At 30.4% G+C, this 25828-nt stretch carries 13 protein-coding genes; 1 reads left to right on the top strand and 12 read right to left on the bottom strand.

Annotated features, from left to right (window positions below):
* Positions 1 to 103: 103 nt before the first annotated feature.
* The 9 genes from ACH5TW_RS07850 to ACH5TW_RS07810 form a co-directional block, all read right to left on the bottom strand.
* Complete coding sequence (locus tag ACH5TW_RS07850; protein WP_439335955.1) at positions 104 to 2272, bottom strand: glycoside hydrolase family 43 protein; 2169 nt, start codon at positions 2270 to 2272, stop codon at positions 104 to 106.
* Between the two features lie 6 nt (positions 2273 to 2278).
* A complete protein-coding gene (locus tag ACH5TW_RS07845; RefSeq protein WP_439335954.1) occupies positions 2279 to 3448 on the bottom strand; it encodes a glycoside hydrolase family 88/105 protein in 1170 nt (389 codons plus the stop codon).
* A gap of 4 nt (positions 3449 to 3452) precedes the next feature.
* Positions 3453 to 4778: a BNR repeat-containing protein gene (locus ACH5TW_RS07840; RefSeq protein WP_439335953.1), complete on the bottom strand. Its 1326-nt coding sequence runs from the start codon at positions 4776 to 4778 to the stop codon at positions 3453 to 3455.
* 11 nt (positions 4779 to 4789) lie between these two features.
* Complete coding sequence (locus ACH5TW_RS07835; protein WP_439335952.1) at positions 4790 to 5815, bottom strand: family 43 glycosylhydrolase; 1026 nt, start codon at positions 5813 to 5815, stop codon at positions 4790 to 4792.
* Between the two features lie 2 nt (positions 5816 to 5817).
* Complete coding sequence (locus tag ACH5TW_RS07830; protein WP_439335951.1) at positions 5818 to 7392, bottom strand: glycoside hydrolase; 1575 nt, start codon at positions 7390 to 7392, stop codon at positions 5818 to 5820.
* A 14-nt stretch (positions 7393 to 7406) separates the two neighbouring features.
* Positions 7407 to 10571 (bottom strand): beta-galactosidase, LacZ type, encoded by a 3165-nt coding sequence (lacZ, locus tag ACH5TW_RS07825; RefSeq protein WP_439335950.1) that lies wholly within the window; start codon positions 10569 to 10571, stop codon positions 7407 to 7409.
* 145 nt (positions 10572 to 10716) lie between these two features.
* Positions 10717 to 13623, bottom strand: coding sequence for a glycosyl hydrolase 115 family protein (locus tag ACH5TW_RS07820; protein ID WP_439335949.1), 2907 nt, complete (start codon positions 13621 to 13623; stop codon positions 10717 to 10719).
* A gap of 168 nt (positions 13624 to 13791) precedes the next feature.
* A complete protein-coding gene (locus tag ACH5TW_RS07815) occupies positions 13792 to 15468 on the bottom strand; it encodes a RagB/SusD family nutrient uptake outer membrane protein (RefSeq protein WP_439335948.1) in 1677 nt (558 codons plus the stop codon).
* Between the two features lie 7 nt (positions 15469 to 15475).
* Positions 15476 to 18520, bottom strand: coding sequence for a SusC/RagA family TonB-linked outer membrane protein (locus ACH5TW_RS07810; RefSeq protein WP_439335947.1), 3045 nt, complete (start codon positions 18518 to 18520; stop codon positions 15476 to 15478).
* Between the two features lie 386 nt (positions 18521 to 18906).
* Between ACH5TW_RS07810 and ACH5TW_RS07805 the strand changes: the two genes are divergently transcribed.
* Positions 18907 to 23052 carry a two-component regulator propeller domain-containing protein gene (locus tag ACH5TW_RS07805; protein WP_439335946.1) on the top strand — a complete coding sequence of 1382 codons (4146 nt, stop codon included), beginning with the start codon at positions 18907 to 18909 and terminating at the stop codon, positions 23050 to 23052.
* Positions 23053 to 23070: 18 nt separating this feature from the next.
* On the opposite strand, the gene ACH5TW_RS07800 is transcribed toward ACH5TW_RS07805, so the two are convergent.
* The 3 genes from ACH5TW_RS07800 to ACH5TW_RS07790 all read right to left on the bottom strand — a co-directional run bounded on the left by ACH5TW_RS07800 (position 23071) and on the right by ACH5TW_RS07790 (position 25823).
* Positions 23071 to 23940: an SMP-30/gluconolactonase/LRE family protein gene (locus tag ACH5TW_RS07800; RefSeq protein ID WP_439335945.1), complete on the bottom strand. Its 870-nt coding sequence runs from the start codon at positions 23938 to 23940 to the stop codon at positions 23071 to 23073.
* A gap of 178 nt (positions 23941 to 24118) precedes the next feature.
* Complete coding sequence (locus ACH5TW_RS07795; protein WP_439335944.1) at positions 24119 to 24490, bottom strand: hypothetical protein; 372 nt, start codon at positions 24488 to 24490, stop codon at positions 24119 to 24121.
* Positions 24491 to 24593: 103 nt separating this feature from the next.
* A complete protein-coding gene (locus tag ACH5TW_RS07790) occupies positions 24594 to 25823 on the bottom strand; it encodes a 3-deoxy-D-manno-octulosonic acid transferase (protein ID WP_439335943.1) in 1230 nt (409 codons plus the stop codon).
* Between the last annotated feature and the right edge of the window lie 5 nt (positions 25824 to 25828).

Here is a 25828-nt window from a genome sequence, read left to right as displayed (position 1 = left end):
AGTGAAAAACATAATTATATTTAAAGAGTTTAAAAAGATCTTTTGTCTTTATTAAATGATAAATTTAAATTTGTATTCTGCCTTTTGGTTTTGATATTGAAAATTATTTCAAAGTGTCAATCCCTTTAAGTGTTGGTGTTACAGGAATAATACTGCCATCAGCATTAAATTCTAATAAATCAATACAAACTTCTCTGTTATAACCAGCAGCATCGCCCATTGTTATGCCGTTTGGTCTGTTGAAACGATGGTAAACAATATGCCAAGTATCAGTATTTGGAGTTTGAATAACACTATTATGACCAGTGCCATAAATACCATCTTCTGGTTTTTTTTCTAATATCAAATTATTTTTAGGAATTGTTAAAGGTCCTGTTGGTGAACTAGAAGTAGCGTATCTTACTCTGTAATTAGGGCTTCTGGTATCGTCTTCAGACCACAAGAAATAGTACAATCCTTTTCTATAAAAAACTTCTGTGCCTTCTCTAAAAGTATTGTCTGGAGTCAATATTTTTAATGTGTTTTCTTTAATGGAAACCATATCGTCATTTAACTCTACGCAGGCCATATGGCCATTACCCCAATACAAAAAGTTTTTGCCAGAAATAGGATCAATAAATATATCTGGGTCAATTTCTTGACCGCCTTTTACTCCTTTTGGTGTTGTTGAAACTAATGGTTTACCAGAATCAATAAATGGGCCTGCAGGATTATCAGAAACTGCTACACCTATTTTTTGAGCTGCAGTAAAATAATAAAAGTATTTGTACTCACCATTTATTTTCTTTTCTGTAGTTGCTGGTGCCCAAGCGTTTCGGTTTGTCCATGAAACGTCCTTTTTTAAATCAAGAATAACTCCTTCATCTGTCCAGTTTACTAAATCAATCGAAGAAAAGGTTTTAAAATAGGTGCCAGACCACCCTGTAAAACCATCGCTAGTAGGATAGAGGTAGTATTTATTTGTTTTATTAGAATATATAATTTCAGGGTCTGCATAAAAGCCATCTAAAACAGGGTTGTTATTTACCTGAGTTATTATTTTATAGGTTTTTTGATTATTTTCTGATGTGATTGTATAATTAATGTTTCCATTTGAGAAATCTTGAGGGCCTACAAAAGTTGATGACATCCATGGAACAAGTGTTATATCTGGATTTAAACTTTTTAAATCTGTTCCATGTTTTACGGGGATAAAAATGGATTCATTCACATCATCTATAACCACATTGTTTTTTTTGATTTTTTCTGAATTAAAACCTAGAAATGATGACTTGTTAATGCCTCCCCATTTTTCTAATAATAAATTTGTTTCAGTTTTAGTTATAGGGATTATAGTACCATGTCTTGGGTGGAAATTCATTGAGATGGCATCATCTACAACTTTAAAATTAGTTAAATCTGTACTTTCTGTAAATTGGTATTTACCAGAAGTGTACATGTCGTACATTAGGATATACTTATTGGAATCAATCATTTTAAAAATACCCGAGCCTTCAACGGGCTTATCTGTAACGTTCATATAGCCATTTAGCATTTTGTAACCGCTTGTTAAACTATCTGATACAGCTTGCATAATTCCTTTAGCGCCATCATCTTCATTTTTAAAGAAAAGATGATATTTTCCATCTTTAAGTATAATATCACCATCAATACAAGCACCATCTTTATAAAGTAATTGTTTTGGTTTACTTTCTAGGTCGGTAAAATCTTTGTTAGCATAAGCATAATATATTTTGTCATTATCATTTCCATGTTTCATTGAAAAATAAATCATGTACTTTTTTGCAACAGGATCGTATATAGTTTGTGGCGCCCAAACACGTAATAGATCTTCTTGATTTTCAAATCTTTTTTGAATATTAACCACACTTGAGGTCCAATTAATTAAATCTGTAGACTTTAATAATACCATGGCTCTGTTTGAACTCCATCCATTAGCAGAAACCATATCGGTAACTACCATATAAAAAGTCTTTCCATCTGCACCTCTTAAAATATGTGGGTCGCGAACACCACCTGTAGAGCTTATTTTTTCGGAACTTATAATTGGTTCATCGTTGTTAAGTGCATAATAATTATAACCATCATTACTTAAAGCATATCGAATAGCTTCTTTATTGCCCGTATTTCCTGTAAAATAGGTAAATAGATAATTTTCATATTCATTACCATTATCCGATTTTGTGTTGCATGATATTAGACTTATTATAAATACAAAAAGTATTAAGTGTTTAAAATTCATTTTATTTTGATTTGTTATTTTTAAATTCATTCGTTTTTATTCTAAAAATCTATGCATTTCACTTGCGGCTAATAAAAAAGCTCCAACTCCAAAGTCTGCTGTAGAATTAACATCTACAATTTGTCCTGGAATGGCTTTTTCGCCTATAGGTTGCACATAACCAACCGTACCATTTTCTTGCAAGGCTTTATTTTTTAAATAATTCCACGATTTTTTAATTACCGGAGTGTAGGTTTCTTTATCTAAAATATTATTATTTATTCCCCATAAAAAACCATAAGTAAAAAACGCTGTCCCGCTGGTTTCTGGCCCAGGAGCATGTTGTGCGTCTAAAATACTACGGGTCCAATAACCTTCTTGTTGTTGTGAGTTTGCTAAAGCTTTAGCCATAGCTTTAAACCTATTAATATAGGCTTGTTTGTGTTTTGCATTATCGGGCATATCATGAATAATTTTCGCATAACCAGCAAAAACCCATCCATCACCACGAGCCCAAAAATCTTTTTTACCATTAGCGCTTTTATGTTTAGGGTATACATATTTAGCATCTCTGTAATAAAGTTTTGCTTCGTTATCATACATTATACTATCAGAATATGTTAAATATTCTTCTAGTTTTTCTAAATACTTTTCATTACCTGTTGCTTTGTAAAGTTTTGTCATTACAGGCATTACCATATATAATCCATCTGCCCACCACCAATAATCATTATTATTGGTACTCATTTCATGTTCCATAACTTCACGAGCACGAGCTATTTTATAAGCATCATTTTTACCTGTAAAATTGTATAAATCTATATAGGTTTGAAAGCAAATTTGCCAATCTCCAAATAGAACATGTGCATCATTTTCGCCGTAATTATATTTCCATTCTAATTTGTTTTGAGATTTAGCTCCCATCCATTCGTTTTTATCTGCCCAAGCTAAAGAGTAATCAAGGAATTTCTTGTTTTGAGTTACTTTATAAGCTTCCATATTTCCAGTATGATAGGCAGATACATGCCAAAAAGAATTTCCTGGATTTGGATGACTTTCTTGCCACTTGTTATTTACTTTATTAATAATGGAGATAACTTCTTCTTTAGATTGGTTAATTGAAGTTTCTTGTTTTAATTGATCCTTGTTTTCTTTTGTGGGGTTTTTACATCCACTGCAAAGAATAGATATTAAAAGAAAGGACAAAAACCATTTTTTTTGATTCATAACTTTATTCATTTATTAATTTTGAAAGATTTTTTATTTGTAGAACCTTTATATCTGATGGTTTATTGTTAGCAATACCTTCACCATCTATTTGAGTTACATTTTGAAAAAAAATATTTAGTTCTCTTTTTTTGTTCCATAAGGAAATATCATAATTAGGCTCCCATTCTCCTAGAGGTTTTTCATCTAAATCTAATACATTCCAAATTGCTATGTCTTTTATATCTGTATAAGCTAAAGATGCTTTGTTGTTTCTTGCTTGGTCTCTAAAAAGTAAAACGATTTTAGAATCATTTATTAAAATATCTGGACGAGAAATAGGGGTCTTTTTTGTGCCACCTCCACCTAAAGTAAAAGATGTTTTTCTAAAGGCTGAATTTGTTTTTTTCCAATAACCGTTTTCTAAATAAACAATTTGATATTGAGTGATTTCGTTTTCATTAAAGTAGGTTGCTATGTATGGTTCTCCATTTTTATTGGTACACATAGCTGTTTGATTAATAAGGTTGCTGTTTTGAGGGATTTTCCAAGCATATTCAGCCGATGCTAAAGTTATAGGTAGTTTGTATTTTTCTCCAGTAGATTTTTCCCAAGTTTTGCCACCATCTAGCGATCTCGCATAGCATAAATCGTGGTTCGTTTCAACATCCCAAGTTTCTCTCCAAACCCAAGAAATATGTATAACTCCTTTATTGTCAACACATGCTTGCCAATAAGCATTTCTTTTGTTTTCGCCGTCAATTAAATTATGATGTAACTGTGTCCATTTTCTGCTTTTAACATCATAAGCGTTAATCACTAAATTACCTCTTCCCGATTTGCCAGAACGGTAGAAAAATATTAAATTTCCATTGGGTAAATTATAAAATTCAGGATAGGTTACTTTGTCTTCTTGTTTAACAGTCATTATAATTTCTTCTCCTAAATCTAAACTTAACGGTGTTTTAGAAATGGCGTATCTTAGTAATGTGTTATGATGATCCCAACTAACATGTAAAAAACCATCACCATCAACAGCAATACTAATCGCATTGTGAGCGTCTTTTATGTTTCCTTTGTAAGGTGTTTTTACTGAAATCCATGATGGAGAATTTAACTTTCTTTTTCCTAAAACTAAAAAACTATCGTTATCGTAGTAAGCTGTAAATTGGATGTCTTCAAACGTTGTTAGAGCATTTTTTCTAAACTTTACAGTGTTTATAGAATTGTTACTCCAACCTTTACCAATTTTAGAATGCGAAATAGTTTTTGAGCATGAAACTAAACAAATAAAACACACTATCAATAATAGATGATTTTTAAGGTTGTATGTTGTTTTATTTTTTTTCATTAGTAATTCACTTACTTTTTGATAAAACTAATAATTGCACCTTTAGGATTTACTTTTGATATAACATCTTTAGATTCAATGTTCAAACTATCAATTGCTATTTCACGTAAAAGAGTTTCGTTGTTGTCTGTAATTCTGTGATATAAAATGTATTCTTGATTGTTTTCGTTAAAAATGGTGTGATGACCTGGTCCTAATGTTGTTGAATCTTTTGATGTTGATAAAATAGGGCTATTCTTACCTTCTTTCCATGGTCCGTAAGGAGTGTTGCCTATGGAATATCTTACTTTATAAGTACTGTTGGTACATTTTCCATCGGAATAGGTTAGGAAATATTTTCCGTTTTTCTTTAACATAAATGGCGCTTCAAAATAATTTGGAGGTGTAATATCTTTAATATCGTTTTCATTAAACGAAACCATATCTTCATTTAATTTAACAATAAAGCAATGACCGTTAACCCATTTTAGTCCAGAACCCCAATATAAATAAGCTTGTCCGTCATCATCTATAAAGGCTTCAGCGTCTATCATGTGGTATTTAGGAAACATGTCGCCTTTAATAAAAGGGCTGTTGTCTAGTTTAGCATTTTTCCAAGGACCTAAAGGGGTTTCACTAATTCCAACCCATATTTCACTGCCTACCGAAATATACATATAAAACTTCTCGTCCTTTCCTTGAATAACAGAGGGTGCCCAAACTCTACTAGAATTTGATGTAGGACTTGTGCATGCTTCTTTTGTTGGCCAATTAATATGTTTTTGTTGCCAATTAATAAAATTTGAAGATTCAAAAACAGCCAATTCTTCACCTCCCCAAGGGTCAATAGTTGCATATATATAATATTTACCCTCAAATTTAACGATGGAAGGATCTGCAAAATCACCTTTAATAACTGGGTTAGTTATTTTAATTTCTTCAGTACTTATAATTTTAGATACTTCTTTTTGTTTACAATTACTAAATATTAGTATTAGAAAAAAACACGAAAGTTTTATTATTTGAGTATTTTTCGATTGTTTTATAAATTTGAACATAATTATTTTTTTAAAACACAGGTCATTAAAGAATTTTCAGGAAGGTTAAATACTTCATTAAGATTTAAGTCCTCTATTTTCTTTAAATTAAAATCTTTTTCTTTAGTTGTTTGGTATGCTTTCATTATTTTGTATTCTTTTGGTATTCCTGAAAGCTTAATTTTTTGTGTTTTGTTAAGTTGATTTACAAAAACAATTACAATTTCATTGTTAGACATGTAAGCTGATTGTAAAACACCTTTTATGGTTTTTGTTGCAGATTTATTATCTAACCTCGAAATAGAAATACGTTTCATTTCTGGTTTAATAAACCTAGAATAATGCCCAAGTGCCCATAGCATTTTAGATTCATAATAGTTTCCTCCAAACTTGTCTTTATCTATATAAATTAATCCATCTTTATACTTATATGGACTAATTGCTAACCACCAATGCCATGCAGAGGCATTTGCATAAACTAAATCAGAATGTATAACTCGTGCAGTGTATAATGCTGAATCGATGCCTAAATCTCTACCATTGCCTTTAATTAATTTATTGTTTTCTAAAATACAATATTCTGTCATCCAATATTCTAATTCAGGATTTATATCTTTTATTTTATTGTTTAATAATGTTCTAGTTTTTATTGAATTATTTAAATCCCATGTAGAAAAATAACTATGCCCAGCAATTTTTTGAGATACTGATTTAATGTTTCCTAAAAAACCTTCCGAGTTTTTATCGAAAAAATATGAGATTTGATTGCTTCTTTTTGGGTTCTCAGTTTCTGTATATAAAGCGTTTATTTGACCAGCTTCTGTAACTTCAATTTTGGAAGAAATATTATTATTTTTGAAGGAATTATCAATTTCTTTTACGGCACTGAATATTTCATTATTATTCCAAGGGGTTCCTTCTTGTTTACAGCATTTCCATTCCCACTGAGGTTCGTTAAATGGACTTACGTAATTAAAAGTAACACCTGTTTTATTAGCAACGCCTTTTACTACTTCTGATAAAAAATCGGCATATTTTTTATAATAGCCTTTTTTAAGGTTAGATGAAAATCCATTGTTAGACCAAGCTTTTTCGTTTTTAGTATATAAAACAGGTGGGCTATTTACAAAGCCTATAAACGTGTTGACTCCATAGTTTTTTGCAGCTTTTAAAAACCATAATTGTCCAGATTGCTTATTCCAATCGTAACTACCATTTTTAGTTAAAAAAGATTCTGTTCTTCTCCATTCATCTTTTATTTGGCTTTCATTTTCTTGTTCTGCACTTCCTGCACCAATATTAAATCTCCAAGCAGTTAAACCAATTCCTTCGGGACTTCCGTCCTTTTTTTTTGATTTACTAAATAAAAGTTTCGCTATCTTATTCTTATCTTCTTTTGGCCAATTTTTTCCTAAAAATTGAGTTGACCAAGCATCAGATGCTCCAAAGTTTTTAATAGTTTGGAATGTTTTATTTACATCTAGTTCTAATTTTAAAACAGAAGTTTTTTTTGTTTTTTTTTCACAATTAACGAAGCTTAATAGGATTAATGCTAATAGAAAAATTAATCTTACTTTATTAATTAGAAATATTTTCAACTCTTTAATTTGTATTAATTCTGAGGAATAATTAAAAATGAATACGTATAAATAGTATCTAATAATTTATACTCATCATGTGTCTGTGCTCCCCAACTAGTATCACCACCTACACCCATTTGTTTGTAATCAATATTTAAACTTGTTAAGTCTCTTTTTTTAACATCAATGGAATGTCTGTTTTTTACTAAGTCGCCTTCTTGTTGTCTGCCATCAGTACGTTCTAAAGATTCGAAATCTTCCATGATTGAATGATGTACACTAAAATCTATTGTTGGTAAACCATAAATTTTTATTCCTTTTCCATTATTATTATTAATGCTAAACCACCTCACATCACTTTTGTTTCCATTTTCTTGAGGACGAATATAATCCCAGTTTACATTTTCTACTTTATCGGAATATAATCCAATTTTAGCACCGGTTTTTCTGTCCCAGTAATTTTCAAAGGGCCCCCTTCCATACCATGAAATAACATCAAATTCTTTTAAAAGCTCAATATTCATTCCTATTCTAGGTAAATCAGGTAAATTATTCTGTTTCTTTTTAAAAGTGTTTTTTATTAAAACAGAGCCATCTTCATGTATAGTATAATGAGCTTGAAACTCTGCTATTATGATATTTTCTTTATTAAATAAGTCGTATTTTACCGTAATAAGAGCATTGTTTCTTTTGTTTTTTACCTCTATGTTTGCTAATTTTCTGTTTTTAGTAGCATATCTCCAAACACGACTTCTTTTATGTAAATCATTTCCAAAATCATTATCAATTGGTGCCCTCCAGAAGTTTGGAGTAAAGCCTTTATTATCTTTTATGATGTTTAAACCATCTTCATAACTTAAAGTATTTATAATTCCTGTAGTTTTATTAAAAACGACTTTAATATGATCATTACTTACTATAACACTATCTACATTATTTTTAATTGTTGTGCTAGTGCCTTTTTTAGAAACATTTATGTGTTTTGGAGAATTGATAATAAATTGTTCCCAAGCTATTTCATGGTTGTTTTCAAGTAATCCAGAATTGATTTTAGTAAGTGCTGATATAGTTAATATGAGTTCTTTAGATTTATCAAATATTTTTGGAGTTTTAATATTTAATGTCCCTTTTTTTGAAGGATCAACATCTATATTAATTAAAGTGTCTTTTTGAATTATTTGGCCATCTAGTTCAAATTTATAAGCAAATTTGAACTTGTTTAAGTTTGTAAAATTGAAGTTGTTTTCAATTTCATAATTTTCTAAATGTTTTTTAAACTTAATATTTTGGTATACTTTTTTTACTTCCCATAATGATGGTTTTGGTGCTCTATCTGGATTAACTAACCCGTTTAAGCAAAAATTACCATCTGATGGGACATCTTTAGGTCCAAAATCCCCTCCGTAAGCCCAGTATTCTGTTCCATCTTCAGCCTTTTTTGTTAAGCCTTGGTCTACCCAATCCCAAATAAAACCACCTTGAAGCACAGGGTAAGATTCTATAACATCCCAATAATCTTTTAAGTTTCCAACACTGTTACCCATAGCGTGTGCATATTCACACATAATGTATGGTCTGTCGGTATTATTTTCTGCGTACTTTTTTAAACTATTAATACCAGGATACATTGGGCAAACAATATCAGTATTTCTATTTTCACCTGCCTGTTCAAATTGAACTAATCTTGTTGTATCTCTTTTTTTAATCCAATCATATCCATCATAAAAGACTTTTCCATTACCACATTCATTTCCTAAAGACCAAACAATGATAGATGGAATATTTTTATCTCTTTCTACCATGTTTTTTATTCTATCTATATGAGCAGCTTCCCATTCTGGTAAATAAGCAACATGTTTTGTCTCATCAAATGGAGCTTGATTAGTGGCTCCCATACCGTGAGATTCAATATTTGCCTCATCTACAATATATAAACCATACTGATTGCATAATTTATAAAAAGCTTCTGGTTGCGGATAATGTGATGTTCTTACAGAATTAATATTAAAACTTTTCATAGTTTTAATATCTTTTAACATGGTTTCTTTATCTACATAATGGCCTGTTTTATCATGATGTTCATGTAAATTAACCCCTTTTACTAAAATAGCTTTGCCATTTACAAGTAATTGTCCGTTTTTTTGTTCTACACTTCTAAAACCAACTTGAGTACCTAATCGTTCTATAACGGTTTCATTATTATCTTTAAGAGTAATAACTAATTGATATAGATATGGGTTTTCTGCATTCCATGAGTTTATATTTTCTATCGTTTTATTAAATTGAACCGTTTCTTTGTTAACGGGCTTTTCTTCATTTAATACTTCATTACCATTAGCATCAAAAAGTTCAAACTGTATTTTACTATTATTTTGAGCAGCTTCAGAAAGTATTACGTCTAAAGAGTATTTACCATCATTATAGTTGTTTACAAGATTTGCTTGAGACCAAAAATCTTTAACATGCAGTTTATCTCTAGATAATAAATAAACATCTCTTGTAATACCACTCAATCTCCAGAAATCTTGGTCTTCTATATAACTAGCATCAGACCATCTATAAATTTCTACTGCTAATTGATTTTCTCCTTCTATAATGTATTTTGAGATATTAAATTCTGCTGGTGTTTTACTATCTTCGCTATAGCCAACTTTTTCTCCATTAACCCATACATACATGGCTGAGCTTACAGCGCCAAAATGTAAAATCACATCTTTTTCTAACAACTCTTTAGAGATATTAAAAACCTTCCGGTATGAGCCTACTGGGTTGTAATTAGATTGGATTTTGGGCGGAGTTTTATCGTGCGGATATTTTACATTAGTATAAATTGGAATATCAAAGCCTTGTGTTTCCCAATTGCCTGGTACTATAATGTCTTTCCAGTCAGAAATATCATAATCTGTTTTAAAAAAGTAAAAGGGTCTTTCTGATGGACTGTTAGCTAAATTAAATTTCCAAATACCGTTTAAAGAGTTGTAAAAAGGTGAATTTGCTACCTCATCTTTTTTAACTTGTTTAATTGTTTTATAAGGAATAAATGAAGCTCTTGGTGCTTCTTTGTTAATTCTGAAAACTTCTGGGTTTTCCCAATCGTTAGGAATAGTTTCATCATAAGCCACACCTTCATATTTGTGTTTGGTAGAACAGGATAATAATATTAATAATAAAGGTAATAGTAGATGTCTAGATTTCATTTATATTTTTTTACTTTTATTAAAAGTGTTTTAAGTAGTTAGCATTTTTTTTCGTTTTTAACGAATATGAAGAGTAAAAAAGAGAATTAATACTTCTTTACTCTTGTGTTCATATTCTACTAAAAACAACTACTACTAAAAATCATTATTTAATTTTATTTTGATTAATAATTGTGGTATTTGGCCCCATATATGACTGTTTCATACCACCAAAATCAATAACTATTTTTTGTATAACCATTCCTGGGTTTCCAGAAATTAATTTTAATGTATGTTTCCCTGGTTTTTTAATTAGAATTTTACTTTTGTTAATAATGCAGTTTCTAATTACATTTTGTTTCCAATTAAAAGAGTATTCTGCTGAAGCAGTACTTTCCCAACTTGTCATGCTATCATCTATCTGAATACCATAAAAAGTGCCGTTTTTTTCATCTTTACCAAAAACTGGTAATGCGTAGGTGTAAACCGTAACATATCCTGAGTTTTCTGAATAAAAATCGTATTCAACTACGGCATTCCTCCACCCTCTATCTTCAATGTTTCCTAATTGTATACTATTACCTTCGTAACCTAGTTGTTCTATAACTTGAAGTTCTGTGCCTTTTCTTTCGTTTTTTCTTGAAAACTTGGAAGGTGTAATTGATACGGTACCATTATCTTCAGCATATAGAACATTTAAATCGTCTATTGTTGTTTTAGGATTATGAAGTGATATATGTATTATTTCGTTTTGTTCTCCTGCTTTAATATCAATTGTACCAGTAATATTGTTTCCGATAGGAGCTTTAGTCCAATTAATAGAAACTTCTATAGTTTCTTGAGTATTGGTTTTGCCTTTATTCTTATTAATGAGAATCCAAGAAGCATTTGATTGTGCTTCCCACTTTAATGTTTTTTTACCTCTATTGAATACTTCAAAATTATGAGATTGTTTAGTGAACTTATTAAATCTTGGTAATACATTAACATGGGTTAATGATGAGCCACTAGTTATAAATATACCCATTTCTGGATCTTCAGGTAAATCTATTTTTTCTGTTGGAGGTAATTGAATTTCAGGTAGTCTTTCTGGAGCAGTCATTATTCCTGTCCATTTTCCATTTTCTAAACTATTATAATGTTTGGTTATTTCTGTTAAACGCGTGTCGAAAGCCTGAACATCATCAATTAAATTATTTGTAGCTGCTCTACCTTGATTTGCATACCAACGATTTTTTTGAGCAGTAAGCATTTTATTATTCACTAAAGCCGACCCAACAACAGGATAATAAACTAACTGGTAAAAGGCAGATTTATATTGCTCGGGTAATTTGTCAAGAATTTCTTTTGATTTTTTTGCTATTCTATTGTATTCATTAAAACGGTTTTGTGCTTCATTATAATTAGCGAATGAAAACTCTGTATCTGAAATTCGCTCCTTTGCATCTAAACTGTTCCATCTCCAATCCCAACCCATATATTCTGGCTTGCGCTCGAAACCTAAATGGAAATAACTATTGTAAATATCTTTAAAATCTGCTTTATATTTATCACCAAAAATGGATGCTAAAAAATTACTATTATAATCTGGAATTGTATTGTAAGTCACAGAATTTATATCCCAAGCTAAGTCTAAGAAAAATTGCATTCCTAATTCTCCTGGTTTTATATCGCCAACATTAACTAGCCAATAACGGTCTGCACCATTAAGGTATGCTTTATACATCTCTTCATATATCAAAGCAGGAGGTGTTGTATTTAACCAAAGGTAATCGTTTGGTTCACCTAGATATGATATGTGATAATAAACACCCGCACCTCCTTTGCGTTTAGCTTCTTCGCTATTACTTAATTTTTTTATGTAACCAAAGTTGTCATCTGGCCATACAATGGTAATATCTTCTGGTAATTTCATACCACTTTTATAGATGTCTAAAACTTCTTTGTATGGTACAAATATTTGTGGAATTTCATCTTTAGGCTTTTCTATATACTTTGCTAATATATCTCTTTCGGCATCTATAACTTGCTCTAAAACATTAGCTTTTGTGTAGCCTTCAGGAACATCTTTCATTCCTGTATCGTGAATACCACGCATGCCTACGGTGTAAATGTTTTCATAAGGAGCGGCTTCTTTTACTCTGTTGTCTAGTGCAGAAAGCACACCCTCTTTATTTCTTACATAATCCCAATCTCCATTAATTTTTTTATCCCATTCTGTAGTGTTGTTGTATAGCAATGGTTCTGCATGACTACTTGTCATCATGATAGCAAATTTATCTGCTACTACTTTGTTTTCTGGGTATTTAAAAAAGGCACCAGTTACCTCGTGCATCGCAGGAGCAAGCATGTTTGCTTTTAAGCGTAAAAGTAATTCGCAAACTTTTTGGTAAGTATTTGGACCAATATCATTTATTTGTGGGTCCATTAGTTTTGAAGCCCAAGGTTTTAAACCCCAATCTTCATCATTTAAAAACACACCTCTATATTTAACTGAGGGTGTTTTAGATATAAAATCTATATCTGCAATATGAAGTGTTTTTCTTTTTATTGTTGGTACATCTGCCCACCAATACCATGGCGAAACACCTATGGTTTTAGAAAAATCAAAAACACCATAAGCAGTACCTCGTCTATCACTTCCTAATATAATTAAGGCTTCATCAACGTTAGGAAATGGGTTTTTAATAGTTTTATATATATAACTTTCCCAACTACCTTCTAATTTATCAACATCTATCTTGCCTTTTTTTATTAATTTATCTATTAATTTATTTGAGCCTAATGTTCCTATTATAATTGCTTTTTTTGCTTTAGGCTTATCTGTTGATACTTTAGGCTTTTTGCTAGTTACTCTTTCAATATCTTCAGCTAATAAATTTGAGACAATACTAACAACTTCAAAATCTGATTCATCAAAATAAATTACAGACGTATTGTTTTTATCGACAATTGTAAAATAATTTGAAGTGCTTTTAGTGTCTTCAATTAAAGTTAACTGAGCATATAAATTATTCTGGTTTAACAGAACAAAGAATAAAAAAATTAAAATTTTAAAAGGTATGTTTTTCATAAATATTTTTTTCAACTAAAATTTTAAAAAGTTTGTTTTTATAGTAATTTCGGTTATGAAAAATCTTACTTTATTATTTGTAAGTGTAATTTAGACAATTATTTTTTAAAAAATAAAAGTCCACTATATAATTTAAATAAAATTTAACTATATAGTGGACTTAAAATATTACTCAGCTCCTGGATATCCAGGGTTTTGTGTTAGCACAGTGCCACGATTACCTTCAATCTCATCTGCAGGTATTGGCCATAAATTAAAATGTGGTTTCATACCTTGTTCTACATAGAAAGGGTTATATCTCATAACTCGATCATATATCACATCAAGACGCATTAATGTAAGTCGTCTCTTTTCCTCAACTCCTAGCTCTCTTGCACGTTCATCTAAGATGTAATCAATATCGATTTCTGATGCTGTTGCTAAAGATGCATTAGATCTGCTACGTACCGTATTAATATCAATAACAGCTAAATCAGGTTGATTATTTGCTAAGTAAGCCTCAGCTCTTAATAAATAAGTTTCTGCTAATCTTAACATATACTGATCGGTATATGTCATTCCTGCGTTTGAAGTTAAAGCAAAAGGAATACTACTTGTTCTATAATTCCCTTCTGGGTGATTATAAGGCGTAGTTACTTTAGAAGGGTATGCATAAAACTCACGTCTTCTTGGTCGCTCTTCTGTAGAAAATTCTACAGTAATATTTCTTGCTTTTAAAGCCTCAGAGTTTGATTGATTATAAACTCTTACGAAGTTATGATTTGCATTTCGTATATCGTTATTCCAATCTGGATTACTAGCATCGTCACCCCATATAGTATTAGAGTAATAAGTTGTTGTAATACCCCAACCAATACCTCTACCACCAGTATAATCTCCTACAGGCCAAGAATTGAATGGGCTGAACCTTAGTAATGGTGCTATATGTCTTTCTAAGGCGTAACCGCCACCTCTCCGGCCAGTCTCTAAACCTCCACCTGGAACATCTATTTCAAACTGGATTACCCATAGAGCTTCAGTGTTATTTTGATGATTTTGATTTCCTTTTCTAAATAAATCCCAAAAAACATCTCCTGGTGTATCATTACTTCGGGTTCCAAAACGGGATGTCATTAAAGCTGTTTTAGGATCCTCAATTACTTTAGAAGTAGCAGCAATAGCATCTCCATTTCTACCTTGCATTAAATAAGCTTCTGCTAAATAGTGGTAAGCTATTAAATTAGTTACATGACCTTTTTCATTTTCCTCAATATCAGCAATACCAGGTAAATTTTCGCTAGCAAAACCTAAATCTTCAACTATTTGTTCAAGTACAGCTTCTTTTGTAGCACGTTGAAAATCTACTTTTGGTTCTCCAACTTCATTAAGAACTAATGGTACACCACCATAAAGTGTTACTAAAGTTTTGTAGCTAATCCCTCTAAAAAATCGAGCTTGAGAAACAATATCTTTTGTTTCTTCTTCAGTCATTTCTGAGTTTGCAGCACGGTCAATAATAGTATTAGCTTCTGCAATGGTTTTATATAATAAATTCCAATGAACTGTAGGAATAGACGAAGCTGGTCTATATGCTTGCTCCATGTTTCCATGTCTATTAGATCCTCCTGGTTCTCCATCAAAAATAAGATCGGTACCATATATAAAATCAAATGGTCGGTTCTCATCTCTACTAAAATGTTGTCTTCTAAATAAGAAATATAAATTGTTTACTGATGATCTGAAATCTATATACGTTGTATATGCGTTTGCAGACGTAAAAATGTCTGGTGTCTTCTCGTCTAAAAAGTCTTCATTACAAGAAAATAATAATGAGACTAAGGCTATAAATATAAATGTTTTTTTCATGTTTTTTTTAAAAGGTTAAGTTAATACCTAGTGAAAGTGCTTGTAAAACTGGTCTTCCGCCAGTAGACATACCTGATCCTGTTTCCGGATCCCAACCTCTCCATTTTGTCCATGTAGCAAGGTTTTTACCACTCACAAAAATGCTTAACTCATCTATAGATAAAGTTTCTAGAACAGATTGGTTAAAGTTGTAGCGTAAGTTTACATCTTGCAAACGTACAAAGCTTCTGTTTTCGTATCGTGTACCGCGAACTCCAGGACTATTACCTGAAACAGCATTTAAACCATCTGGGTTTTGTGGAGACCAATAATCAATACCTGAAATTTTATTTTGGTATAATGTATTTGCATTTCTGTAAACAGCATTGTTATTTGGTGCAATATAACTATCGTCGCCACCTTGTATAGAATTTAAAAAGACACTAAGAGATAAGTTTTTATATTTAAATGTATTTAATAATGAAGCTCTAAAATCTGGGTCTCTTGTACCCAAAAACACACGGTCATCTGCTTGAGTAATATCTCCAGAATCATCTTGGTCTATTACTCTATAGTTACCAGCTACATATCCAGGAAGTATATTTTCTTCTCCTATTTGGTATATGCCATCTACTTCATAATCTAAAATGGCATTAATAGATTTACCAATGAATAAATTACTTTGTGGCAAATCATCTTCTACGCCATCTCCATCTAAATCTTCTCCCGTAAGTTCAAGTATTTCGTTTACATTTCTTGAAAAATTAGCTATTGCTGTCCATGTAAAATCGTCTGTTCTTACAATGTCTCCTGTTAAAGAAACCTCTACCCCCGTGTTTTTAATTTTACCAACATTTGTTTGAATCTGATTAAAACCAGTTAAATAAGGAACTCGAACACGAAATAATAAATCATTAGTAATGTTTTCATACACATCTATCGATCCACTTAATCTACTACCAAACAATGAAAAATCGGCACCAACATTTAAACCAGCTGTTTTTTCCCAACGTAAATTCGGGTTTGGTAAGGTGTTCAATTCTTGCCCAAATGCAGTTGTAGAACCATCACCAAACACATAAGCAGCTCTAGTACCAATTTGAGCTAGAGATCTTCGGCTAGGGGTTTGGTTCCCACTTAAACCGTAGGTTACTCTAAGTTTAAAGTTATTTACCCAGTCGGCATTTTCCATGAATGATTCATTAGAAACAATCCAACCCAATGCACCTGAAGGGAAATAGGCTGTTTTTTCATTTTCAGCAAAACCAGAAAAACCATCTCTTCTTATGGTTCCTGTTAAAAGATATCGATTATCGAACTTATAGTTAACTCTTGCCATTTGGTAGTTTAAAGTTTCTATATAGGCAGAAGAACTAACTTCTGGTAAACTACCAGTGCCTAAATCATTATAACCTAACGATAATCTATCAAAACCACTGGCATAAGCATTTGTGGCTTCTCCTTGTCTTTTTAAAGCACCATAAAGTAATGTAGCACTAACATCATGCTTACCAAATACTTTAGCGTATTTTAAAATATTATCAAGTGTGTAATCTTTATAGAAACTTACATATTTTCCTGCATCACCAGTTTCACCAGCTCCATATATACTTGCTCCATAAGCTTTATCTATTCTGTAATTATTACCAAAGTTTAAACGGTATGATAACCCATCTAAAGGTAATTGTATTTCAGAATAAAGATTAGCAAAAAAGAAATCATGTCTTTCGTAATCTTGAGTGTTAGAACCTAAAAATGGATTAAGTTCTACGGTTCCAGATGGTGTTGGTATTAAGTCGCCATTTTCATCATAAGGCACTAAAAGGGGGGAAGAAATTCCAAGTCGGTTTAAACTAGGCTCATCACCATCTTGTTTCGTGAAAGAACCAAAAGATTGGATTCCAATTTTCCACCAATCAGTGACATCGGCATCTAAGTTTACACGTAAACTTTTACGAGAAAAGTTATCATTATTAATAATACCTTCTTGCTCTGTAAGACCTAAAGATACTAAGTAGCTTATTTTATCTGAAGCCCCAGCAGCACTAATTAAATTTTCTTGAATAAAGCTATTTTGTGTGCCTTCTTCCCACCAATCATAATCATTATCATTATAGTTTAAAGGATCATCTGGTGATGCTAAATTTGGGTTGAAATTTATGCCTGGGTTATTACCAAAATAACCTTCATAGGTAGGGTTAGGCGTTAGGTAACCTGATTCCTCTGTATATGCAAATTCATATAATTGCCTTTCTAAGTAATCAATGTATTCATCTCTTTTCATAGGTCTTAAATCAACAGTTGGTTGAAGTGTTGTATAAGATGAACTTACCGTAATTTTTGCTTTTTGATTCTTTTTACCGCCTTTTGTTGTTATTAATATAACCCCGTTTGCAGCTTGTGCACCATATACAGCAGTAGAACTAACATCTTTAAGTATATCAATAGATGCTATATCATTAGGGTTTATTGATGATAGTGAGCCATTGTACTGTATACCATCTAATATAATAAGCACACTCTGGCTACCACCTAATGAAACTTGTCCACGAATACTAATTGAGGGTGTAGCACCTGCGCTTGTAACTTGCCCAATATTTAAACCAGGAACGGTACCTTGTAAGCTTTGTACAATATTTGCATTAGGAGCTTCTTTAAAAGCTTCTAAATTTGCACTAGCTACAGCACCTGTTACATCACCTCTTTTTTGAGTACCATAACCTACAACAACAACCTCATTTAATACAGATACGTCTTCCTGTAATTGTGCATTAATTGTTTTTTGATTGTTAGCTTTAATTTCTAGTGTTTTGAAACCTATGTATGAAAATACGAGTACATCAGAACTAGATGCTGAAATAGTATATGCACCATCAAAATCTGTTGCAGCTCCATTTGTTGTACCTTTAACTATAACACTTGCTCCTGGAATTGGTTGACCGCTTTCGTCTTTTACTGTACCAGAAATTGTAATGTTTTGACCAAATACGGTAAAAACACTTAGTCCAAACAAAAGCATAAATAAGCTCCTTTTTTTGTTGGACATAGAAAAACATTGGAATAATTTTTTCATAAATTTTAATTTAATTTAATTAGTTTGATAGTTTTTGTAATTATAATGAGTTATTAAGAGCACAAGTGAAGATGTCTATATGAAACTTGTGGTGAAATGACTGGCTTCAATAACTTGAATAATTACAAATGTAAAAGTAAATGGTAGACAAGCTGCTTACAGTGTAATTTTTGACTAAAAAAAGGGTGTAAAATGACTCTTTTTATGAAAATTTTAAGAATTATTCGATTTTGAAGCGTAATTTATACGTTTATTAAAAATTATATGTTTAATTTTATGGAAAATATAATAAATATAAAGTCTAGGTTTTAGCTAAATAAAGTTTTGCTTTTATCAAGTTTTAAAAAAAACAAACGTTTGTTTTGATCTTAAAATTGTATATTGATATGATGAAAAATAGTGTTTTCAGTTTTCTTTTTTCTTTTTTATTCGTGGGTAGTTTGTTTTCACAAGATTTAAACTCCCAATTTAAACATGTTGAAGATGTTCTTACTTTTCATTTATTGGATGTAGAATCTGGCTTATCTCACAATGTTGTTAATAGTATTGAGCAAGATTCTCTTGGGTATATATGGATTGCCACTATTGAAGGGTTAAATCGTTATGATGGTACAAGTTTTAAAAAGTTTCAAAAGGATGATGAAAACCCAGGTTCAAGCCTTATTAATAATCATGTTACAAATATAAAAGTTGACTCCAAGGGCAATATAGTAATAGGTACTGATGAAGGCATAAATATTTACGACACTAAGCATGAGGTGTTCGAAGTGATTAAACACAATGGCGTACAAATAAATGAAGCAATTAGTGGTCTTGCTATTGGGCTAAATGACGAAATAATTTTTGGAACCACAACCAATAAATGGGGTTTATCATTTACTAATAAAGATAGACGTGTAAAAATACTTGAACATAAGGTTAATTCATCGGCATCTTTATCATCAAACTATATTTCAACTTTAAGCGTTCAAAGAGATTCTCTTTTATGGATTGGGACAAATGATGCTGGATTAAATAAGTATAACTTTAAAACAGAACAGGTTTCTAGAATATCGTTAGATGATGAAACAGAAAATATTTCATCTACAATTAAGGTTTTATATCCAGATTCTAACAACAATTTATGGATTGGCACATCTAGAGGGTTATTTGTGATAACTAAAAGTGGCGATACTTTAAATTTAAAAAAATCTTTATTACCAAATATTGGATTAAGCGATAATGACATCCTTTCGATGGAAGAAGATGATCAAAATCAAATGTGGATAGGCACAAGAAATGGAGGGCTTAATATACTTGATATTCCTTCTTTTCTATCAAATAAAAAACCAAGCATAAAGTGGTTTTTGCCAAAAAGTGATGGGTCTAGCGTTTATAATAGAACTATTTCAGCTATTAAAAAAGATAAAGAAGGGAATATGTGGCTGGGTACCAGCACTGGAATTAATTTTGTTAACCCAAAAGGTGAACCTATTAAACTTTTTCAAAAAAATATAGATAACCCAAATGGTTTAGCACATGATAGAATTGGATCTTTTTCTCAAACAAAAAATGGAAAAATTTGGATTGGAACTGATGGGGCAGGGTTAAATTTATTTAATCCAAAAACAGGAGAGTTTGAGTTATTATATCAACATAAACCTAATAATCCAAGTAGTTTAAGTAATAATTATATTATTTCATTGCATGAAGATAGAATGGGGCGTGTTTGGGCAGGAACTTATAAAGGAGGGTTAAATATGATTAACCCAAAATCGGGTGTATGTAAATATTATCTACAAGGAAGAATAGATAATGGCAGTGATGTCAGAAAAATTTATGAAGATAACACAGGGCAGTTATGGGTTGGTACTAACAGAGGAGGATTGTATAAGTATATTGAGAAGAACGATACATTCGAGTATGTAAAAAGTTTAAAAAAGATTGATATAAGAGATATTACTAAAGATGAATACGGGTATTTGTGGATAGCTACATATAAAGATGGGATTATTCAATATAATCCAGAAAATGATACAGCTATATTTTATAATACAGACAATACGGAAGGAATGACCAGTAATATTATTTTTTCTATTCTTACTCTCAAAGGTGGCGATATTCTTGCAGGAACTTTGTATGGAGGATTACTAAGGTTAAATACAAAAACGAAAACCGTTGTAAATTTTACTGAAAAAGATGGATTAAGTAATAATACCATAAGCAGTATTGTAAAAGAAAATGATTTATATATATGGCTAGGAACTTTTAATGGAATTAGTCAGTACAATACAAATACTAACGAAATTCAAAACTTAAATACACTTAATAATATTCAACGAAGTGAATTTAATGTAGGAGCTGTTCTAAAAGGTAGCGATGGATATCTTTATTTTGGAGGAAACAAAGGGTTTAATATGTTTCACCCTGAAAATTTGTTTAATAAAGAAGAAAAATCTGTAAAAATAGTTTTTGAGGATATTCAAATATCGAATAAAAAAGTTGCAGTTACTCCTAATAACAAGAATGCTATTTTAAATGAATCTATTTCCTATCAAAATCATATTGCATTAAATTATGAACAAACATCATTTTCTGTAGATTTTTCAGTATTAAAATTTCCAATTGCAAATAATATTAATTATTCATATTTGTTAGAAGGATATCATAAAGATTGGATTGATTCTAAAACTATTGGTAAAGCCAATTTAAGCAATATTCCTTATGGCAAATACATATTGAAAGTAAAAGCAAGGTTAGGCTCTGGAAAAGAAGTTTTTAATGAATTATTAGTTGCAGTATCTCCTCCGTTTTGGAAAACAGTGCCTGCTTATATATTATATTTAGTATTAATAATAGTATCTGTCTTTTTTGGTTTTAAATATTATTCTAATCATTTAAAATTAAAAAACTCTTTAATATTTGAAAAAAAGCAACGTCAATTAGAGTATGACTTTAATGAAGAAAGAATTCGATTTTTCACAAGTTTTTCGCATGAGTTAAGAACGCCTTTAACTTTAATCTTGGGGCCAGTTGAAGATATGATACCTGAGTTAAGTAATAAAGAGCATAAAGCGAGTATGCAATTAATTAAAAAGAATGCAAATTATTTATTTCAATCCATTAATAAACTTTTAGAATTTAGAAAATCAGAAATAGGTTTAAGCGATCTGGTATTAGGTAAATACAATGTGTCATTTATATTAAGCCAATTAGTAGATAATTATTCTTTAATGGCTAATAAAAAAGGAATTAATTTAACCCTTTCATTACCTGATGAAAATATAATAGCTTGGTTTGATTTAGAAAAAATTCAAATAATTATAAATAATCTACTTTCAAATGCTGTTAAGCACAGTGAAGAAAAAGGAAGTATAAAAATAGATTTAACCAAAGACGAAGTATATTTTAATATAAAAGTTAAAGATACTGGAGCTGGTATTAGTCCAAAAGATTTTGACCATATTTTTGAATGGTATTACCAATCTAAATCATTAAATAGAAAAAAAGGTTCAGGAATAGGACTTGCATTGTCTAAAAACTTTGCTGAATTACATAAAGGAAAAATTACTGTGGAGAGTAAAGTGGATGAAGGTACCGCATTTACGCTTAGTATTCCTATGGATGAATCGTTATTTTCAAAAGTACCAGTTGATGAAGCTTCAATTAAACCTTCAAATGTTGTTGATATATCACCTTCAAATGCTTGGGGACCATTATCAATAAAAGATTCAGAAGAAAAACTAAAAACAAAGGTTAGTCCATTTGAGGATAGGTTAGTGTTATTGTTAATTGATGACAACCCTGATATTCTTAAATATCTAGAAGGTTTACTAAAAAAGGATTATGATATAATTTTTGCCGAGAATGGAGAAGATGGTATAGCAAAAGCGATAGAGTATGTGCCAGATTTAATTATTTCAGATATAATGATGCCTGTAAAAAGTGGTATTGATTTGTGTTCTGTATTAAAAAAGGAAGTTACAACAACACACATCCCTATTATATTATTAACAGCTAAAAGCAATAATGAAAGTATTAAAGAAGGATATGAAACAGGAGCCGATGACTATATTGTTAAGCCCTTTAGTAGTGATGTCCTTTATGTAAGGATTAAAAACTTAATTGAAAGTAGAAATTTATTAAGAAAATATTATTTAGAAAAAGAAGAACAAATCGAGGTTTTCTCAACTGAAAAATTAAAAGCATTAGATAAAGAAAAGATGTTTTTAAGAAAATTAGAAGGTGTTATTTTAACCCATATGCAAAAAGGGAAAACTAATGTAAATGATATAGCTCATTCTATGGGAATGAGTAGAACGCCTCTATTTAGAAAAATAAAGGCTATAACCGGTAAAAATATTAATGAATATATAACAATGGTGAAATTAAAAAAAGCCGCAACTCTTATAAAAGACGAAGGATTTTCTATTTCTCAGGCAGCTTTTGAAGTAGGATACAATAGTCCAAAATATTTCAGACAATTATTTAAAAAACAATTTGGAGTTGTGCCTTCAGGTTATAAAAAACCAACTGTTAAAAAAAAGGTATAATATTATTTGTTTAAGCTTTTATTCATTTACTTTATAAGCAACCAATTTATTATTAAAAAAAGTTGGTATAAGCACTATGTTTTCTTCTTTTATGATGCCTATATCTGCTGTTTCAATATTCTTTTCTTTTGTTGAAAGTAATAATGTTAATGTTCCGTTTTTAACTAAAAATAATTCTCCTTTCCAGTTAGAAACTAAATAACTTCCAGAGTTCATTATTTCAATACCATCACCTCTAGATATACCATTACAAATAACCTTTGCTTCTTTTGAGGTTTTGTCGTATTCAGTAAACTTACTATCAGCCGAAGCAATTAAGATACGGTTTTCTTCAACAAATATACCGTTAGGTTTAACGATATTTGATTTCCATAAAGAAATAGTTTGATCCTTTAAAGTTAAAATTTCACCTGTATCCATATCTGTAATAAAAACAGTTCCGTCTCTATCAATAGAAATATCATTTAGCATACCAGCATCAGTAAAGGGGTATCTTTTAATAATAGAGTTAGTCTCTACGTTAATTGAAATAACTTCGTCAACATCGGTAACATATAAAGTATTGCCATAAAGCCCAAGACCTTTTGGAGAACTCATATCTTTAATCCACTCTAGTTCAATAATATTTCCATTTTTGTCTAGTTTGGAAATGAAACCATTTCCGTCTTTTTTTCTAGGATTTAAATTGACATTAGATACATAAATAACATTTCGCGCATTATCAAATAAAGCAGATTCAGGTGTTTTAAAAACGGAATCTGTTTCCCAAAGAAATTCTAAGTTAGGTGTTTTTTCGTTTTTAATTTCAACTAAAGGTTGGTTGATTTTTTTTTCTTCTTTATTTTTTTTACAAGAATAAAATAAAATAATACTTGATAAAATAGTCATTAAAAATTTCATTTTGTGTTTCATGTAAACTAAATTTAAAGATTGATTTTACATAAAAATATTAAAAATTAATTTTAATTTCTTAAAAAAAGGTGTTTTTATACAAAAGGTTAAATAAAAGATATAAAAAAAGAGAAGTTAAAAACTTCTCTTTTTAATTTGATTTAAACGAAATTATTTAGTGTTTAACTTCGTCAATTTTATTTTTTACAGCGTCTGAAGCTTTGTCGATAGCATTAGCAGCATCATCTGCTGCATTATTAACTGCATCGCCAGCAGCATCAACAGCACTGTCAACTGCGTCACCTGCAGCATCAACTGCATCACCAGCAGCGTCAACAGTTTTGTCAATAGCATTTCCAGCTGCGTCTACAGCATTTTCAACAGCATCCCCTGTAGCTTCTGCAGCATTTTCAATAGCGTCATTAGTCGCTTCTGCGCTGTTTTCAATAGCGTCTTCTATAGATTCAGCTTTTTTTGTATCTCTACATGATGTAAAAGAAATACTTAATACTAATAATAAAGCGGTACTTAATAATAATTTTTTCATTGGTTTTTGTTTAAGTGTTTTTATTGATTACTAATTTAATAACTATTGTTTGATTATTTAACAATTTATATGTTTATTATTAACAAATGTTAAGATAACTAGACTATATGCGTAAATAATTGAGTATTTGATTAACGGCTCCTATGTTATCTTTAATATAATCTGAATTGTTAGACCCACTTTCTAAACGAAAGTCACTGTTATTTATTAATTTGTTCATAATAGAGTTAAAATCTGCTTGATTAGAAATAGAAAACAAGCCATGATTCTCAATTAAAGCTTTAGCCTCAGGGAATTTAAAATGGTTATTTCCTATAATAATAGGAATTCCAAAAACAGCAGGTTCTAAGGTGTTATGTAAACCAGTTTTTCCCAAAGCGCCACCAACATAGGCGATATCTGCATAATTGTATATTTTAGTCAGAATGCCAATAGTATTTATTATAAATATGTTGGCATCAGCAACATTAGCAGTTTCTTTTTCTGAAAACAATATCGTTTTTACATTCAGCTTATTTTTTAAATTATTTATTTGAGAGCTTTTAATATTATGAGGAGCAATAATAAATTTTATATTATTATTTGTGTTTGAATTTATATAATTAATAAATAATTCTTCGCCTTCTGGCCAAGTACTACCTGCCACAACACAAAGTTTATCTTGCTTGAATTCTGAAATAAAATCTAGTGTATTGTCTTGTTCTAACTGGCTATAAACACGATCAAAACGAGTGTCTCCAGAAACGGTAACGTCTTTATAGTTTATAGATTCTAGTAGCTGCTTAGATACTTCATTTTGAGTAAAAATATGATTGAATGCAAAAAGAGCGTCTCTTAATTGTTTACCATAAAATTTAAAAAACGATTGATTCTTTCTAAAAGCTGCAGAAATTAATATAGCAGGTAATTTTCTTTCTTTTAATTCATTTAAAAAATTTGGCCAAATATCATATTTAATAAAAACAGTAAGTTCTGGGTTAACAATGTCTAAAAATTGTTTAGCATTTTTTTTAGTATCTAAAGGAAGGTAAACAACAACATCTGCAATAGGCGTGTTTTTTCTTATTTCATAACCAGAAGGCGAAAAAAAGCTAAGTATAATTTTATGGTTTGTATAGTGTTTTCTTAGTTCTTTAAAAACAGGAAGTCCTTGTTCATATTCTCCTAAAGAGGCACAATGAAACCAAAGAGTTTTATCGTTTTTATTTAAGTTGTTTTTTAGTATTTCAAAGGTGTTTGAGCGCCCAATTGCACCTTTTTTTATTTTCGCATTAAAGGGTGATACACATTTTAAACCAAAATGTGTTAAGTGTATGCCTATGTTGTATAACAAGCTCA

It is taken from the genome of Thalassobellus sediminis (assembly GCF_044386045.1).
GTDB lineage: Bacteria > Bacteroidota > Bacteroidia > Flavobacteriales > Flavobacteriaceae > Thalassobellus > Thalassobellus sediminis.
Note: the sequence above shows the minus strand (reverse complement) of the source record. Positions and strands in the feature narration are given on the sequence as shown.